Origin of the sequence: Arthrobacter nitrophenolicus (assembly GCF_045833485.1) — a bacterium.
In the GTDB taxonomy this organism is placed as follows: domain Bacteria; phylum Actinomycetota; class Actinomycetes; order Actinomycetales; family Micrococcaceae; genus Arthrobacter; species Arthrobacter nitrophenolicus.
Genome location: NZ_CP174504.1, coordinates 2577216 through 2592438 on the forward strand (window position 1 = coordinate 2577216; position 15223 = coordinate 2592438).

At 67.6% G+C, this 15223-nt stretch carries 14 protein-coding genes and 1 tRNA gene; 9 read left to right on the top strand and 6 right to left on the bottom strand.

Translation table 11 applies throughout. The features are described from left to right. The first annotated feature begins 124 nt into the window (after nucleotides 1-124). The 6 genes from ACJJV6_RS12080 to ACJJV6_RS12105 all read left to right on the top strand — a co-directional run bounded on the left by ACJJV6_RS12080 (nucleotide 125) and on the right by ACJJV6_RS12105 (nucleotide 7159). The gene (locus ACJJV6_RS12080) at nucleotides 125-625 is read left to right on the top strand and encodes an HNH endonuclease (protein WP_133352094.1); all 501 of its coding nucleotides are present in this window, start codon (nucleotides 125-127) and stop codon (nucleotides 623-625) included. A 51-nt stretch (nucleotides 626-676) separates the two neighbouring features. Next, nucleotides 677-1348 carry a molybdenum cofactor guanylyltransferase gene (locus ACJJV6_RS12085; protein ID WP_354177282.1) on the top strand — a complete coding sequence of 224 codons (672 nt, stop codon included), beginning with the start codon at nucleotides 677-679 and terminating at the stop codon, nucleotides 1346-1348. A gap of 15 nt (nucleotides 1349-1363) precedes the next feature. Continuing rightward, the gene (locus ACJJV6_RS12090) at nucleotides 1364-1657 is read left to right on the top strand and encodes a DUF6457 domain-containing protein (protein ID WP_354177284.1); all 294 of its coding nucleotides are present in this window, start codon (nucleotides 1364-1366) and stop codon (nucleotides 1655-1657) included. Then, nucleotides 1654-3018 (top strand): molybdopterin molybdotransferase MoeA, encoded by a 1365-nt coding sequence (locus tag ACJJV6_RS12095; protein ID WP_354177286.1) that lies wholly within the window; start codon nucleotides 1654-1656, stop codon nucleotides 3016-3018. Before ACJJV6_RS12090 ends, ACJJV6_RS12095 begins: the two co-directional genes overlap by 4 nt. A gap of 110 nt (nucleotides 3019-3128) precedes the next feature. Continuing rightward, nucleotides 3129-4007 (top strand): formate dehydrogenase accessory sulfurtransferase FdhD, encoded by an 879-nt coding sequence (gene fdhD / locus ACJJV6_RS12100; protein ID WP_009358160.1) that lies wholly within the window; start codon nucleotides 3129-3131, stop codon nucleotides 4005-4007. Between the two features lie 119 nt (nucleotides 4008-4126). Further along, the gene (locus tag ACJJV6_RS12105) at nucleotides 4127-7159 is read left to right on the top strand and encodes an alpha-mannosidase (protein WP_407709007.1); all 3033 of its coding nucleotides are present in this window, start codon (nucleotides 4127-4129) and stop codon (nucleotides 7157-7159) included. Between the two features lie 266 nt (nucleotides 7160-7425). On the opposite strand, the gene ACJJV6_RS12110 is transcribed toward ACJJV6_RS12105, so the two are convergent. Further along, a complete protein-coding gene (locus tag ACJJV6_RS12110) occupies nucleotides 7426-8163 on the bottom strand; it encodes a hypothetical protein (RefSeq protein ID WP_009358161.1) in 738 nt (245 codons plus the stop codon). Next, on the bottom strand, nucleotides 8160-8897 hold the full coding sequence (locus tag ACJJV6_RS12115; protein WP_009358162.1) for a hypothetical protein: 738 nt from the start codon (nucleotides 8895-8897) through the stop codon (nucleotides 8160-8162). Before ACJJV6_RS12115 ends, ACJJV6_RS12110 begins: the two co-directional genes overlap by 4 nt. A 237-nt stretch (nucleotides 8898-9134) precedes the next feature. On the opposite strand from ACJJV6_RS12115, the gene abc-f reads away from it, so the two are divergent. Both abc-f and ACJJV6_RS12125 read left to right on the top strand, forming a co-directional pair. Further along, a complete protein-coding gene (gene abc-f / locus ACJJV6_RS12120; RefSeq protein ID WP_354177289.1) occupies nucleotides 9135-10802 on the top strand; it encodes a ribosomal protection-like ABC-F family protein in 1668 nt (555 codons plus the stop codon). A gap of 29 nt (nucleotides 10803-10831) precedes the next feature. Next, a complete protein-coding gene (locus ACJJV6_RS12125; RefSeq protein WP_133352080.1) occupies nucleotides 10832-12745 on the top strand; it encodes an ABC transporter ATP-binding protein in 1914 nt (637 codons plus the stop codon). A gap of 32 nt (nucleotides 12746-12777) precedes the next feature. Here the strand turns inward: ACJJV6_RS12125 and ACJJV6_RS12130 are convergent, their stop codons facing one another. From ACJJV6_RS12130 to ACJJV6_RS12140, 3 genes are all read right to left on the bottom strand, one after another. Next, nucleotides 12778-13206: an NUDIX domain-containing protein gene (locus tag ACJJV6_RS12130; protein ID WP_009358163.1), complete on the bottom strand. Its 429-nt coding sequence runs from the start codon at nucleotides 13204-13206 to the stop codon at nucleotides 12778-12780. Beyond that, nucleotides 13203-13682, bottom strand: coding sequence for a DUF6314 family protein (locus ACJJV6_RS12135; protein ID WP_009358164.1), 480 nt, complete (start codon nucleotides 13680-13682; stop codon nucleotides 13203-13205). Before ACJJV6_RS12135 ends, ACJJV6_RS12130 begins: the two co-directional genes overlap by 4 nt. Nucleotide 13683: 1 nt before the next feature. Beyond that, nucleotides 13684-13756, bottom strand: a tRNA-Arg gene (locus tag ACJJV6_RS12140). A gap of 83 nt (nucleotides 13757-13839) precedes the next feature. Here ACJJV6_RS12140 and ACJJV6_RS12145 point away from each other — a divergent pair. Beyond that, complete coding sequence (locus ACJJV6_RS12145) at nucleotides 13840-14598, top strand: DUF998 domain-containing protein (protein ID WP_354177291.1); 759 nt, start codon at nucleotides 13840-13842, stop codon at nucleotides 14596-14598. On the opposite strand, the gene ACJJV6_RS12150 is transcribed toward ACJJV6_RS12145, so the two are convergent. Continuing rightward, nucleotides 14591-15220, bottom strand: a complete 630-nt coding sequence (locus ACJJV6_RS12150) for a hypothetical protein (RefSeq protein ID WP_354177292.1) — start codon at nucleotides 15218-15220, stop codon at nucleotides 14591-14593. The two genes, ACJJV6_RS12145 and ACJJV6_RS12150, sit on opposite strands and share 8 nt — an antisense overlap. Nucleotides 15221-15223 lie beyond the last annotated feature (3 nt).

Here is a 15223-nt window from a genome sequence, read left to right on the forward strand (position 1 = left end):
GGACGGCGATTACCTGATAATGCGCTTCTGTGTTTACTCTTGTGATGTCGATCCATAGCCCGGACATGCCGAGGGCAGCCGGCCCTCGTGCCCCTGACGGGTGCGGCCGTGAAGAGGTACGTGCATGCGCACTCTCGTTCTGAATGCTGGATATGAACCGCTGGCGGTTGTGACTTTCCGCCGGGCGCTGGTGCTTGTGCTCACGGGCAAAGCGAGCGTGGTGGCCGAAGGGGACGACCCCGTGGTGGGTCCACAGGAAATACTGGGCCGCCCCTCGGTAATCCTCCTCAACCGCTACATCCGCCCGCGCTACAACCAGGCCACCGCCGTCAGCCGCCGGGGTGTGCTGAGACGCGACGGGCACAAGTGCGCGTACTGCGGCAAGGCTGCGCACACGATCGACCACGTCCACCCAAAATCACGCGGCGGAGCCGACTCCTGGGAGAACCTCGTGGCAGCCTGCCTCCGCTGCAACAATGCCAAGGGTGACCACACTCCCGCGGAAATGGGCTGGAAGCTCCGGTTCGTTCCGGAACCTCCGCGCGGCACCATCTGGCAGATCAAGGAACTGGAGAAGCCCACCCCCGCGTGGGACCCGTTCCTGCTGCCGGAGCGCGCTGCCTGACGGGTCCTTTCCTGTTTATGCGTCCCTGCCTGCGCTGGCTAGGCTGGAACCGTGCAAGATCCGCTGCCGCATTTTGATGCCCTGATCCTCGCCGGAGGCCGGTCCTCCCGGCTGGGCGGAGTACCCAAACAGCACCTGCTTTTCCGTGGCGCCACCTTGCTGGAACGTTCCCTCGATGCGGCGTCCGGTGCCCGCCGGACTGTGGTGGTCGGACCGGATCCGGGGCGCCTGCCGGAAACCGTCCTATCCTGCCGGGAGCAGCCCGAATTTTCCGGTCCCGCCGCCGCCATCGCTGCGGGGCTGGAGGTACTGTCCCGGGGCGGGGGAGAAGCCGAGTACACGTTGGTGCTTGCCTGCGACATGCCACTGGTGGCCGACGCCGTGGTCCGGCTCTCCTCCGCACTGTCAGCGGAACCGGCTGATGGCCCCGGCAAGCCGGACGTGGTCATGGCCGCAACCGACGACGGCACGCCCCATGGCAGGGCCCAGCCGCTCGCCGGTTTTTATCGCACGGCTGGGCTAAAAAACGCCGTGGAGGATCTCGCTGCCCGGGGAGCCTTAATCAACGGCTCCGTCCGCTCGCTCCTTGCTAGTCTGGACGTGCAGCTTGTCACCGTACCCGCCGCGGCCACAGCCGATGTGGACACATGGGACGATGCCGCCGCGCTAGGGATTGCCGCCGGCCACCAGGACGATGACCAGGGCCGGCGCAGCCGCAGTTAACTTGGGAGGCAGTTCATGAAAAGCCAGGAAGAGACGCTGGAGGAATGGTGCAGGTCACTGCTCCAGGCCTATGAACTCGAAGACGTCCAGGTGGATGTCAATGCCATTCTCTCGCTTGCCGGAGTGGCCGCCCATTCTGTAGTGCGCCCGGCCGCGCCGCTGACCACCTTCATTGCAGGCTACGCCGCCGGCCTCGCCTCCGGGGCAGGCCATGCAACAGACGCCGCCTCCATGGACTCGGCCCTTGCCGTGGCCCGCTCCCTGGCCGCCGACTACGATGCTGAAGCCGCCGGGACCCCCGGCGAATGACCGAGGACGCCCCCTCAGGAGCTGGCGAATCCGAAGGGCAGGAAGCGCACCACCATCTGGCCCACACCTGGGAAGAAGCCCGGCAGGCAGCCTTTGATGCCGCCACGCCGATCCCTGCCGGGCCTGTAGCACTCGGGCTGGCCCTGGGACGCAGGCTGGACCAGGACATTGTGGCACTGCAGGACATGCCGCACTATGCCTCCTCCGCGATGGACGGGTGGGTCGTCAACGGGACAGGGCCCTGGATTCCCGCCGAGCCCGGGACCAGGCTGGCGCCGCACCAGGCCAGCCCCATCGTGACCGGCGGCCTCATACCACCCGGAGGGAAGGCCGTCCTCCGCAGCGAGAATGCCGTACTCGCCGAGGACGATGACGGGCTGCCCATCCTGACAACGGGCGGCAGTGCCCGCCCGGGTGAGCCCCGAACAGGCCAGCACATCCGGAAGGCAGGCGAGGAAGCCTTGGAAGGCGACCTCCTGGTGGCTGCCGGCGTGGAGTTGAACCCGGCCCATCTGGCCCTTGCGGCCCTCGGCGGATACGACGAGCTGCGTGTCCAGGGCAAACCGCTGGTGCGGCTCCTGCTGACAGGCTCCGAAGTGGTGGCGCAGGGGCTTCCCGTTCCGGGCCAGGTGCGGGACACGTTCGGTCCGCAGCTTCCCGCAGTGGTCACGATGCTGGGCGGCATCCCCGGCGGCCAGCAAAAAATCGGTGACTCCTATCCCGAATGGCTCGCGGCCCTGGAGGACGTGGTTCCGGAGGTGCCGGGCGTGCCGGACCTGCCTGCCGACGTCGTGATTACGACCGGCGGGACCGGACCTTCCGGCACCGACCACCTGCGCAGGGCGGTGGCCGAGCTGGGCGGGCGGCTCCTGGTCGACGGCGTGGCCATGCGGCCAGGCCACCCCGCCGTGCTGGCCGAGCTGCCGGACGGCCGGTTCGTGCTGGGGCTGCCGGGCAATCCGCTGGCCGCGATGATGGCGCTGTGCACGGTAGGTGCTCCGCTGCTCGCTGCACTGGGTCACGGGACCATGCCGGCCGTGCAGCAGGTACCCTCCGGCACAGTAATCGAACCGGATCCCGGCCGCACGCGGCTGATGCCGTTCCGCCTCCTGTACGGCATGGCGTCGCCTGCCCAGCACACGGGGCCGGGGATGATGCGTGGGCTGGCCTCGGCTGACGGGGTAATGGTGGTGCCGCCGCACGGCGTGCAGCTGGGCGAACCCGTGCCGGCCTTTGCGCTGCCCTGGGGCCCGCCCATTCCCGCGCCTGAGGCAACCCCCGCCAAAGCGAAGCCGAAAAGCGGCCGGGCTGCAGCCAAGCCGCCTGCGGGTCCGGTGGACTGGAGTGCCCTGCTTGGGTAGGCAGGATGTCCCCGCCCCGCAGGAGTCCCCGAGCGTTCCGGGCAGCCGCCCGCTTCGGTTGAGCGGGGGCACTGCGGTTGCCATGATGGAGCTATGAACAGGCAGGAAGCATGGGACGCGTAACCCAGCGCCGCAAGGTGCACAAGTATTTGCTGGACGGCTCGCCAAAGGCCCTCGAGTTTCCGGTCCGGCACCGGGAGGACGTCCTGGCGGTGGAGGAACCGCTGGAGATCCGGCTGGGACGGATGTCCTTCTCCGTCACCATGCGTACTCCGGGCGACGACTTTGACCTGGTGGCTGGATTCCTGGTGTCCGAGGGCGTCATCTGGAGCGCCGACCAGCTGGTGTCCCTGCGGTTCTGCGCCGGCGAGGACGAAAACGGCATGCAGACCTTCAACGTGGTGGAAGCCCAGCTGCGGCCCGACGTCCCCCTTCCGGACACGGGACGCAACGTCTATACCTCCAGTTCCTGCGGCATCTGCGGTACGGACTCCATAGACTCGGTCCGGAAATCCTCGCACTACAGCCCCCAGGACGATCCCGTCACGATGGACGCGCACGTGCTTGCGTCGCTGCCGGCGCTGTTGCGGGAATCCCAGCGCGTCTTTGAGGAGACCGGGGGAGTGCACGCGGCCGGGCTGTTCAGGATCAATGACGACGGCGGCGCCCAGCTTCTCTGCCTCCGTGAGGACGTGGGGCGGCACAATGCCGTGGATAAGGTGGTGGGCTGGGCCCTGCGCGAAGGCCTCCTTCCACTGCGCGGCACGGTGCTGCAGGTCTCCGGGCGGGCATCCTTTGAACTGGTGCAGAAAGCCGCCCTGGCCGGAATTCCCGTGCTCTCCGCGGTCAGCGCGCCGTCCAGCCTGGCGGTGGAACTCGCGGAGGCGAGCGGCTTGACGCTGGCGGGCTTCAGCAGGGGAACCAGCCTCAACGTGTACGCCGGCGACGCACGGGTGCTCAGGCCGGTGGCTGAGGTTCCGGCGTCCTGAGGCGGTTGCAGATGCCCACGGATGATCCTGGAGGGGTTGGATAAGAGGCTACTAGCGGGTAGATTTGTCCATCGAATGGACACCATGGTCCACTTCCACACTCTAAAAGAGGGCACACATTGCATGATGACCGCCGGATAACGGAAGTCCGCCTCCACAGGTTTGTGCGTGAGCGCATCACCCCTTCCGTCTACGGCCGGATCCTCCCCCTTGCCTTGAGCAGCTGCGATGTGCCGGACGAACCGGTCCCTGCACTGGAGGCCATGCGGCAGGAATTCCACCCGCAGGAGCATGGCGCCGCCTGGGGCAAACCGTGGGGCACCAAGTGGCTTCGACTCCAGGGTGAGGTCCCCGAATCCTGGGGCACAGAACCGGACACCACGGTGGAAGTGCTGGTGGACCTGGGATTCACCATCGAGACGCCGGGATTCCAGTGCGAGGGCATCGCCTGGCGGCCGGACGGAACCATCATCAAGGCCGTCTCGCCGCGGAACCAGTACATCCCGTTGAAACTGCTGGGCGGCGGCATGGCGGTGGACTTCTATGTGGAAGCTGCGGCAAATCCCGACGTTGCCCAGGGCTGGACCTTTGCCGCAACCCCCTACGGGGACAAGTCCACTGCCGGAACGGCGCCGCAGTACAGGCTGGGGACCATTGCGATCGCTGAACTGAACCAGACCGTATGGGAGCTCCAGCAGGACGTCTGGACCCTGGCAGGACTAATGGAGCAACTGCCGCTGGAGCTTCCCCGCCGGCACGAAATCCTCCGCGCCCTTGAACGCATGATGGACGTCATGGACCCGGACGACGTTGCCGGAACGGCAGCTGCCGGCCGCGAAGCCCTTGCCGGCGTCCTGGCCAGGCCTGCCTATGCATCCGCCCACCAGCTGGTTGCCACCGGCCATGCCCATATCGATTCCGCCTGGCTGTGGCCGGTCAGGGAAACCATGCGCAAATGCGCGCGGACGTTTTCCAACGTTGTGTCACTGATGGACGACAACCCGGACTTCGTCTTCTCCTGCTCATCCGCGCAGCAGCTGGCATGGATCAAGGAGTTCTACCCTGAGCTCTTCAGCAGGATCCGGGAAAAGGTATGTTCCGGCCAGTTCGTGCCCGTAGGGGGCATGTGGGTGGAATCGGATACCAACATGCCCGGCGGCGAGGCCATGGCCCGCCAGTTCGTGGAGGGCAAGAGCTTCTTCTTGTCGGAGTTCGGCATCGAATGCCGTGAAGCGTGGCTGCCGGATTCGTTCGGATACTCCGCAGCACTTCCGCAGATCGTGAAGTCCGCAGGCAGCCGCTGGTTCCTGACCCAGAAGATCTCCTGGAACCAGACCAACCGGATGCCGCACCACACCTTCAACTGGGAGGGCATTGACGGTACCCGCCTCTTCACGCACTTCCCCCCGGTGGACACCTACAACTCCGAACTCAGCGGCCGGGAGTTGGCCCACGCCGAACGGAACTACCGGGACCACGGGCGGGGAACAGTGTCACTGGTTCCCTTCGGCTTCGGCGACGGCGGCGGCGGACCTACCCGGGAAATGCTCGCCGCTGCGGCCCGCACCGCCGACCTGGAGGGATCGCCGAAGGTCCGGATCGGGTCCGCGGAGAGTTTCTTCCGGCAGGCCGAACAGGACTACACCTCGCTGCCCGTCTGGGTGGGGGAGATGTACCTTGAGCTGCACCGCGGAACGTACACCAGCCAGGCCCGTACCAAGAAGGGCAACCGGCGCAGTGAGCACCTGTTGCGGGAAGCCGAACTGTGGTGCGCCACGGCAGCGGTCCGGACCGACGGCGCCTACGCCTACCCGGCCGCTGAGCTGAAGCGCCTCTGGCGGCTGGTGCTGCTGCAGCAGTTCCACGACATTCTGCCCGGCAGTTCCATCGCCTGGGTCCACCAGGATGCCGAGCGCAACTACCAGGCGATCGAGGCCGGACTGGAAGCGCTGATCGGCCAGGCCGCTGCTGCGGTGCTCGGCTCGGGGGAGCGGGAGTTCCTCCTCAATGCCGCGCCGCATGCCAGGGATGGCGTGCCCGCCCTGGCGGCGGGAGAACCGGCCTTTTCTTCCGAAGCCGTCAGCGCAACGGCCGAAGCAGGCGGATACGTTCTGGACAACGGCGTCATCCGCGCGGTGCTGGACGCGAACGGCCTCCTGACATCCCTGCGTGATTACGCCAGCGGCCGGGAGGCCATCGCCCCTGACCAGTACGGCAACCTGCTGGAACTGCACCGCGACACGCCCAATGAATGGGATGCCTGGGACATCGACGAGTTCTACCGGCGCAACGTCACTGCGCTGACCGGTGCGGAATCTGTCCGGCTGGAAGGCGAAGGCGGGGCCGCCGTCGTGGTGGTGGAACGGCTGGCCGGAGCCTCTTCGATCACGCAGCGGATCACGCTGGCGCCCGAGAGTCCGTCGCTGTCGATCACCACCTCGGTGGACTGGCAGGAACGGGAGAAGCTTCTGAAGCTAGGGTTCGCCCTGGACATCCGGGCCGACCGCTCGGCTGCCGAGACGCAGTTCGGGCACGTCTTCCGGCCCACCCACATCAACACGTCCTGGGAGGCGGCGAAGTTCGAGATCTGCGCGCACCGCTGGATCCACGTTGCCGAACCCGGCTACGGGGTGGCGGTCTCCAACGCGTCCACCTATGGCCATGACGTGGCCAGGAACGTCAGGGAGTCCGACGGCGGCACCACCACCACCGTGCGCCTGTCCCTGCTGCGCGCTCCCAAGTTCCCGGACCCGGAGGCCGACCGCGGGCTTCATGACCTGACCGTCACCATTCGTCCCGGCGCCGGCATTGCCGAGGCTGTCCAGGAGGGCTACCGCACCAACCTCGCACCCCGGATGGTCCGCGGGGCCGCGCCCGTTGAACCGCTGTTCTCGGTAACCAACCCAGCCTTGGTGATTGAAGCGGTCAAGCTGGCTGAGGACGGGTCGGGCGATGTGATCGCCAGGCTCTACGAGTCACTGGGGGAGCGCTCCACCGGGAGGGTCACTGCCAACTTTGCGTCAGCGGCTGTCCGCGCCGTCGATCTGCTGGAGCGGGACGTCCAGTCACCAGGGGTAGAGGCCGGGGCCGGTGGTGCCACCCTGCAGCTGCGCCCGTTCCAGCTGGTCACGCTGAGGTTCACCCGCGCATAAGTTCCACAGAATTTCTGGGCTGATATGGCGACTTCAAGGCCCCTGAAGTCGCCATATCTGGCCAAAAACTCAAGCGAAATGGGCCTTAAATAGGCTGAGTGGGGGCGGTCCCCAACGGCCGCCACCACTCATCCCCCCAATGTGTGCAAAGGCCCCCGGGACAGGGAGCGTTCAAGAATTTATCCCCGTTCGTAAACGCCCCTCGGTCCCACCTTCACACATTCATGATTGTTTCACATTCTAATGATTTTGTGAAAGCCGCTTGGTTACTTTTCGGTAGATGTCCTTTGCCTGCCCATGCTCTTGCCGTTTTGCACCCTTGCGGCCCAGATCAGCGCAAGCCCGATCACAAAGCACAGCACCGCCGTGTAGTTCACCACGAACTCCACGGCGTCCCAGGACCGGGGAATGAACGGGAACAGCAGTGAGAGGGCGATGGCGACTCCGCCCAGCGCCAGGAGCCCGGCCGCTATCCGCACGAGGACGGGCAGGCGGCTCCGCACTGCACGGACCATGGCAGGCAGGAGCACCAGCGAAATATAGGACGGGTAGGCCCGGCCGGCTGCCCCGTAGTACTCCACCAGGACGGCGTTGCGGGCGTCCCGCCGGGCCGGTCCCACGAGCCCTGCCGACGATCCTGCGGTGTCCATGAGGAAGAACACGGCCACCATCGCCACGGAGATGGCCAGCAGTACGATCATCCCCGCCCTTCCGGTGATGAGCCGGTAGGCGCCCTCGGCACCGAACCCCTTGGTGACGCGGATGCCCAGGAAGAAGATGGTGGCGAAGATGACGAACCGCAGGAGGAGGTTTGCCAGATTGATCCCGCCTAGCGCCTGGTCGATCACCACGTAGGGCGCCTCGATGCTCAGCAGGATGGCGAGGGTCATCAGGGCGAAGATATAGAAGGGCGACCGGTTCTCACCCCGCAGCAGGCTGGGTACCCGCGCTATGGCGGTCAGGCCGCAGACGGCCAGCGTGGCCCATTGAAGGATTTCAATCATCCCAGGTTCTCCCAGATCTTTTCTGTCTGTGCTTGGTCCTGCTCTTGGCGCCGCAGTACTTTCCCCAGCGCCTGGAGCCGGTCCCCGGCAAGGGTGGTGAGGTCGCCGTCGGACATGCTGTCCAGGGCCGCCTGGCGCGCACCCGGCGGCCAGCCTGCCTCTTCCTCCGTGATCAGCCCGGTGGCCACCAGGCCCCCTGTGGGCCCCACCCCGGCTGCCCGCGAGGTTGCGAGGGCAAGTTCCGGGGAGAGCCGGTTGGCAGTCAGCTGGGCGGAGTAGTTCTGGGGCGCCACCCCGGTGGCAGCCGAGACGCGGTGCCGCACCTCGCCGTCGTCAATGGCGTCCACCCAGTTCTTCACGGAGGTTGCATGCGGGGCGGGGCTGAGGGCGGGCGGCTGTGGTCGTGGCCTCCCCGCGGGGTCCATGGCGGGGCGCGCAAGCGCTGCCTGCAGCAGGTCCGGGGTCGAAATCTGGCTGATCAGCTCGCAGCGGGTAGGCGGCGGGAGCGGGCCGGCCAGTTCGCGGTAGTCATCGAAATACGCCAGTGCGGCGACCGGATTGACGCTGTAGGCCCGGGCGATGCTGACCACGGTGGTAACGGAGACCTTGCCCCTGACCAGCTGCTGGGCGAGCGTTGTCCTCTTTATCCCGGAGACCCTGCAGACGTCTGCTGTGCTGGCATCGGGGGCGATGCCTTGCAGCCAGCGCTGGAACGCCTTGGCGGGAAGGATCATGGGGTGCTCTCTGCAGAACGGACGGTGAATCAATTTTAGCGTGCCGCCAAACCTCGCCGATTTTACCGCCGGTGCTGTTTCGACTATGCTTGATGGTCGAGCCCGTTGGTCCGTACACCCCCCAAGTCCGGACCAGCGGGTTCTTTCATGCCCTGCGCCGGGATCCCCGGGATCCGTACGGCGGCGCCGGCCCTGCTCCGGCAGGAAACCGGGCTGGACCGGTGAAAGGATGGACCAATGACTGCAACCCTTGTTGCCAAGGACATCGCGGGCGGACATGACCACCGCCAGCTCTTTGCAGGACTTTCCCTGACCGTCGCTCCCGGCGATGTTGTGGGCGTGGTTGGCGCCAACGGCGCTGGCAAGACAACCCTGCTGCGGATCCTCGCCGGTGCGGACCAGCCGCAGGCCGGGACTGTCAGCATGGCTCCGGCCGACGCGTTTGTGGGCTGGCTTCCCCAGGAGCACGAGCGGGTGCCGGGGGAGAACGTGGCAGCCTACATTGCCCGCCGCACGGGCTGCGCCCAAGCTACCGCCGACATGGAATCCACTGCGGAGGCACTGGGCGGCGGCGCACCGGGCGCCGACGATGCCTACGCCAGGGCCTTCGACCGGTGGATGGCCTCCGGCGCCGCCGACCTCGACGACCGCATCCCGGCCGTCCTCGCCGATCTCGGCCTGGAAGCGGGCGCCGACGCCCCCATGACCGGCCTCTCCGGCGGCCAGGCCGCCCGGGTGGCGCTGGCTGCCCTGCTGCTGAGCCGGTTCGACGTGGTGCTCCTGGACGAGCCCACCAACGATCTGGACCTGGCCGGGCTCGCCAGGCTGGAGGACTTCGTAAAGGGGCTGCGCGGCGGCGTGGTCCTGGTCAGCCACGACCGCGAGTTCCTGGCCCGGTGCGTCACCACCGTGGTGGAGCTGGACCAGGCACAGAACGCCGTCTCGGTGTACGACGGCGGGTATGACGCCTACCTGGAGGAACGTGCAGTCGCTCGCCGCCACGCCAGGGAGAAGTACGAGGAGTTCGCCGCCACGAAGGCCGACCTGGTGTCCCGTGCCCGGACCCAGCGGGAGTGGAGCTCCCAGGGTGTCCGCAACGCCATGCGGAAAAGCCCGGACAACGACAAGATCCGCCGCGCGGCCAGCACCGAGTCCTCGGAAAAGCAGGCGCAGAAGGTCCGGCAGATGGAATCCCGGATCGCGCGGCTGGATGCGGTGGAAGAACCGCGGAAGGAATGGCAGCTGCAGTTCTCCATCGGCCAGGCCCCGCGGTCCAGTTCCGTGGTAGCCACCCTCCGCGACGCCGAGGTCCGCCAGGGCGGGTTTACCCTGGGACCGGTCAACCTGCAGCTCAACGCGGGGGAGCGGATCGGCATCACCGGTCCCAACGGTGCAGGCAAGTCCACGCTGCTCCGCCTCCTCCTCGGCGCCGTTGAGCCCGACGCCGGCAGCGCGTCCATGGGCGCCTCCGTTGCCATCGGCGAAATTGACCAGGCACGCGGGCTGCTGCAGGGGCACCTGGCCTTAGCTGACGCCGTCGGGGAAGTCCTTGGCGACATGACCCCGGCGGAGGTCCGCACCCTGCTGGCCAAGTTCGGCCTAAAGGCCGACCACACCGGGCGGCCCGTTGATTCCCTCTCGCCAGGGGAACGCACCCGGGCCGCGCTGGCCTTGCTCCAGGCGCGCGGCGTGAACCTGCTGGTCCTGGATGAACCCACGAACCACCTCGACCTGCCGGCCATCGAGCAGCTCGAAGAGGCACTGGACAGCTACGAGGGTGCCCTGCTGCTGGTGACCCACGACCGCAGGCTGCTCGAGAACGTCCGGCTGGATGTACGTTGGGAACTGGACAACGGCACGGTCACCAAGCAGCACATCTCAAGCAGCATGAGGACCGACAGTTAGGGAACTACTTTGACCGCGGAGCAGTATCGATGAGCATGGAACAGGTGGCCCGGGGTTCCCTTTACAACCTCGTCAGGGCCAAGAGCGGATCCAAACCGTTCTCCAAGGAAACCCTCAAGCGGGTCCTGGCCTTTGCCCGGCCGCACCGCGGCAAACTGCTGGCCTTCGTGGCCATGTCCGTTGCGATGGCCTTCCTTGCCGTGGCAACCCCGGTCCTGGCCGGCCAGGTGGTGGACGCCATCGTGGCACGCGCCAGCGAGGGCGAGGTCATCCGGCTGGCCCTGCTGATCGCCGTCGTCGCTGTGGCCGAGGCGGGCCTGGGCCTGGTCAACCGCTGGCTGTCCTCCACCATCGGCGAAGGCGTGATCCTCGACCTGCGCACCCGCGTCTTTGACCATGTCCAGAAAATGCCCATCGCCTTCTTCACCCGCACCCGCACGGGCGCCCTGGTCAGCCGCCTGAACAATGACGTCATCGGCGCCCAGTCCGCATTCGCGGGGACCCTGTCCGGTGTGGTCAGCAACGTGGTGGCCCTGGTCCTGACCCTGGCGGTCATGCTGGGCACCTCGTGGCAGGTGACGGTCCTGGCCATGGTCCTGCTGCCGGTGTTCCTGGTCCCCGCCCGGCGGATGGGATCGAAGCTGGCGGACCTGCGCCGCGAGGCGGCCGAACACAACGCGGCCATGGGCACGCAGATGACCGAACGCTTCTCCGCCCCGGGCGCCACCCTGGTCAAGCTGTTCGGCCGGCCGGCCGACGAATCCCGGGAGTTCGCCGTCCGCGCCGGCCGGGTCCGTGACATCGGCATCCGGACGGCCATGCTGCAGTTCACCTTCGTGACGGCACTGACGCTGGTTTCCGCCCTTGCCCTGGCACTTGTCTACGGCCTGGGCGGCTGGTATGCCATCACCGGCCAGCTGGCCGCGGGCGACGTGGTGGTCCTGGCTCTGCTGCTCACCCGGCTGTACGCTCCGCTGACGGCGCTTTCCAACGCGCGGGTGGAGATCATGAGCGCCCTTGTCAGTTTTGAGCGCGTGTTCGAGATCCTGGACCTCAAACCGCTGATCCAGCAGAAGCCCGGCGCCGTTCCGGTACCGCCGGGTCCCGTGTCCGTGGAATTCGACGACGTCCGCTTCGCCTACCCGTCCGCGGACAAGGTGTCACTGGCCTCACTGGAGGAAGTGTCCACCCTGGACACCCGCGGCGGCGAGGAAGTGCTGCACGGTATCAGCTTCCGGGTGGAACCCGGGCAGACGGTGGCGCTGGTCGGGTCCTCCGGCGCCGGCAAATCCACCATCGCCCAGCTGCTGGCCCGGCTGTACGACGTCGATTCCGGCGCCGTCCGGCTGGGCGGCAGCTTGCCGGGTTCCGGCCTGGACCTGCGGGACGCCACCTTCGACTCCCTCCGGGACACGCTGGGCATGGTCACCCAGGACGGCCACCTCTTCCACGAGACCATCGCCTCCAACCTGCGCCTGGCCCGGCCCGACGCCACCGAGAAGGACATGTGGGACGTCATCCGGCAGGCACGGCTGGAGACGATGATCCGGTCCCTGCCGGATGGGCTGGAGACCGTGGTGGGGGAGCGCGGCTACCGGCTCTCGGGCGGTGAGCGCCAGCGCCTCACCATTGCCCGGCTGCTGATCGCCCAGCCCCGGGTGGTCATCCTGGACGAAGCCACCGCGGCGCTGGACTCCACCAACGAGGCAGCCGTGCAGGCAGCCCTGGGTGCCGCACTCGAGGGGCGCACCGCCGTCGTGATTGCCCACCGGCTGTCCACCATCCGCGCCGCCGACGCCATCCTGGTGGTGGAGGACGGGCGGATCGTGGAGCGGGGCACCCACACCGAGCTGCTCGCCGCCGACGGCCGCTACGCGGAGCTGTACCGCACCCAGTTTGCCGAGGCGACAGCCGTGGCGCAGGAGGCAGTCCCCGAGCTGTAGGGGTTCCGCCGGCGGCGCGGACTATGCGCCGGCTACGCGCCTGCGTCCCGCGCCGCCGCCAGTTCCGGAAGGATATGGTCCGTCAGCAGCGGGGCCAGGTTCGCCGGCAGCGTGGCGCCGTTGTCGAGGGCAGCCAGGTCCAGCCAGCGGATCTCGGCGATTTCGGCGGACGGGTGCGCCTGCCAGGTGCCGGGTGCCCGGAACACGGTGGCCTCGATATCCGTCGCGGCCTCGTTCGCGGCGTCCGCGATCCAGACGCCCATCAGCTCCAGGTCCTGCGGATCGATGACGATGCCCACTTCCTCGGCGAGCTCACGGGCTGCCGCCTGGACAGCTGATTCGCCGGCCTCCGGTTTGCCGCCGGGATGCATGAACATTTCCGTGCCGCGCTTGCGGACGGTCAGGAGCCGGCCGGAGGGGTCGAAGACGCAGACGGCGGACACCACGATGCGGGCTTTCATGCGGCCCCGCCCCGGACCAGGTGCGATGTCAGCAGCAGGTCCTTGCGCGGTCCGGTCACGTCCCAGCTGTAGCTGAAGCGGTCAGGGCCATTAAAGGTGTAGGCCACGCGGTAGGTGTCGGGATCGCACCAGTGGTTGTCCAGGTTGGCTTGCGGGGTGAAGCTCATCCGGTGGAAGGGCCGCCCGTCGGGAAAGAACACGTCCAGGGCGTCGGGCCGCCCGGCGGGCCGCAGCAGGTATTCCCGGAAGGCGGGGCCGGTGAAGGAGGGCCAGCGCATGGTGCCTTCTTCGCGGAAGGCCAGGCCGCCGTCGTCGTCGGGGACGAAGCGTACGACGCCGGTGAAGGTTCCGCGGGTGCCGTTGGCCCGGTCCAGCATGTCGCGTTCGACCGTCCACAGGCCTGCTTTCTGGGCAGTACCCGCAGCGGGCCCCAGCAGGTAGGCGCGGAGTTCGAACTCCGGGGGAGGAACGTTCAAGTGCCCTCGATTGGAATCGAACCAACGACACCGGCTTTAGGAGAGCCGTGCTCTATCCACTGAGCTACGAGGGCTTGCATCCGACAGGACCGGCAGGGCCGTCCGAACGGACACGCATACCAGCATACAAGGTGCCAGGCCGTACTACGCTCAAGGCATGACTCCAGCACCGTCCACGGCGCCCGCGGCGGCGTTCATTCCGGATACCGCGTCCACCCGGCAGTACATCGGTGCGTGGTCGGTGTTGAGCGTGCTGCAGTATTTCGCCGCCGAAGCTGCGGTGATCGCGGCATGGGCCGGCCCCCGTCCCTATGACCTGCGGACCGGCTACATCAGCGACCTGGGTGCCCTGAACTGTGGCATCTTCGACGGGCGGGAGGTCTGCTCCCCGCTGAATTGGCTCATGAACGCGTCGTTCGTGGTCCAGGGCCTGGGAATGCTGCTGGGTGCCATCCTGCTGAGCTCGGGCCTGCTGTGCGTGGCGGCGCGGGCGGGGGCGCGGGTACAGCCTGGCCGCAGCAAGCCGTGGCTCGCAGCGGTCTGGGTGCGGATCCTGACCGGAACAGCCGGGGCGGGCACCGTCATTGTGGGTCTGGTTCCCGAGGACGCCGGCTCCGGCTGGCACTTCACCGGTGCCATCATGTACTTCCTGGCCGGTGCCGCGGCATTGCTGGTGCTTGGCATCCTCTGGCTGCGGAAGTCGGCCATGGCCTGGTTCATCCTGGCCTGCGGCGGCGTGTCCCTGGCCGCGCTGGTGACCGGCGGCCTGACCAGGATGGACATTCCCGAGCCCGGAACACTCGAGCGCATCATGGGCTACCCCGTCACCGTGGGCATGGCGACGGCGGGCCTGGTGATTGCGCAGCGGGTGCACCGGCACCGGAAGCAGGCCCGGGCGGCAGCAGCCGTCAGCTAGCAGCCTTCTTGCTCCGCGCCTTCAGCAGCACGGCCGCGCCGCCTGCCACCAGGCTCAGGACCAAAAGCACCCACCCGGCAATGGTGAGGCCGGACGCCAAGGCAACCTGGCCGGCGTCGGGCGCTTCGGCAGCCAGGACGCCGTCAATGGCAACGTTGCCCCAGAGCCGGACCACCACGAACAGCAGCGGCAGCGCCCACAGCGCCCAGCGGAACGCCTTGCGGGCGACGTTGGTGCCGATCAGCAGCAGCCACGTGAAGCCGAAGATCAGCGGGAACAGCGTGCCGGCGGTCTTGTGAACGTAGTTGAGCTGGCCGAGCGCGTCAGCGTCCATCACCGCCTGAAGCTGGCCGATGTAGGCAGGGTCAAAGCCGCCGATGAGCGAGTCCGGCATTGCCAGCCCGCCGGTCAGCTGCCGGAGCTGGTCCAGGGTCAGCAGGTGCAGGTACCAGAACAGGAACAGGCTGGCCACGACGCCGGCGATCAGGATCAGGTTGCTGTTGCTCTGGGCTTTTTCCGGTGTCCGGCTGGTGGTCGGGTTGATCACCGGCGGCAGGTGGTGCTGCGGCACCGCCGCCTTGGCGCCGTGCTTCTTGATCCGCTGGGCAGGGGTCTTGGCCATGGC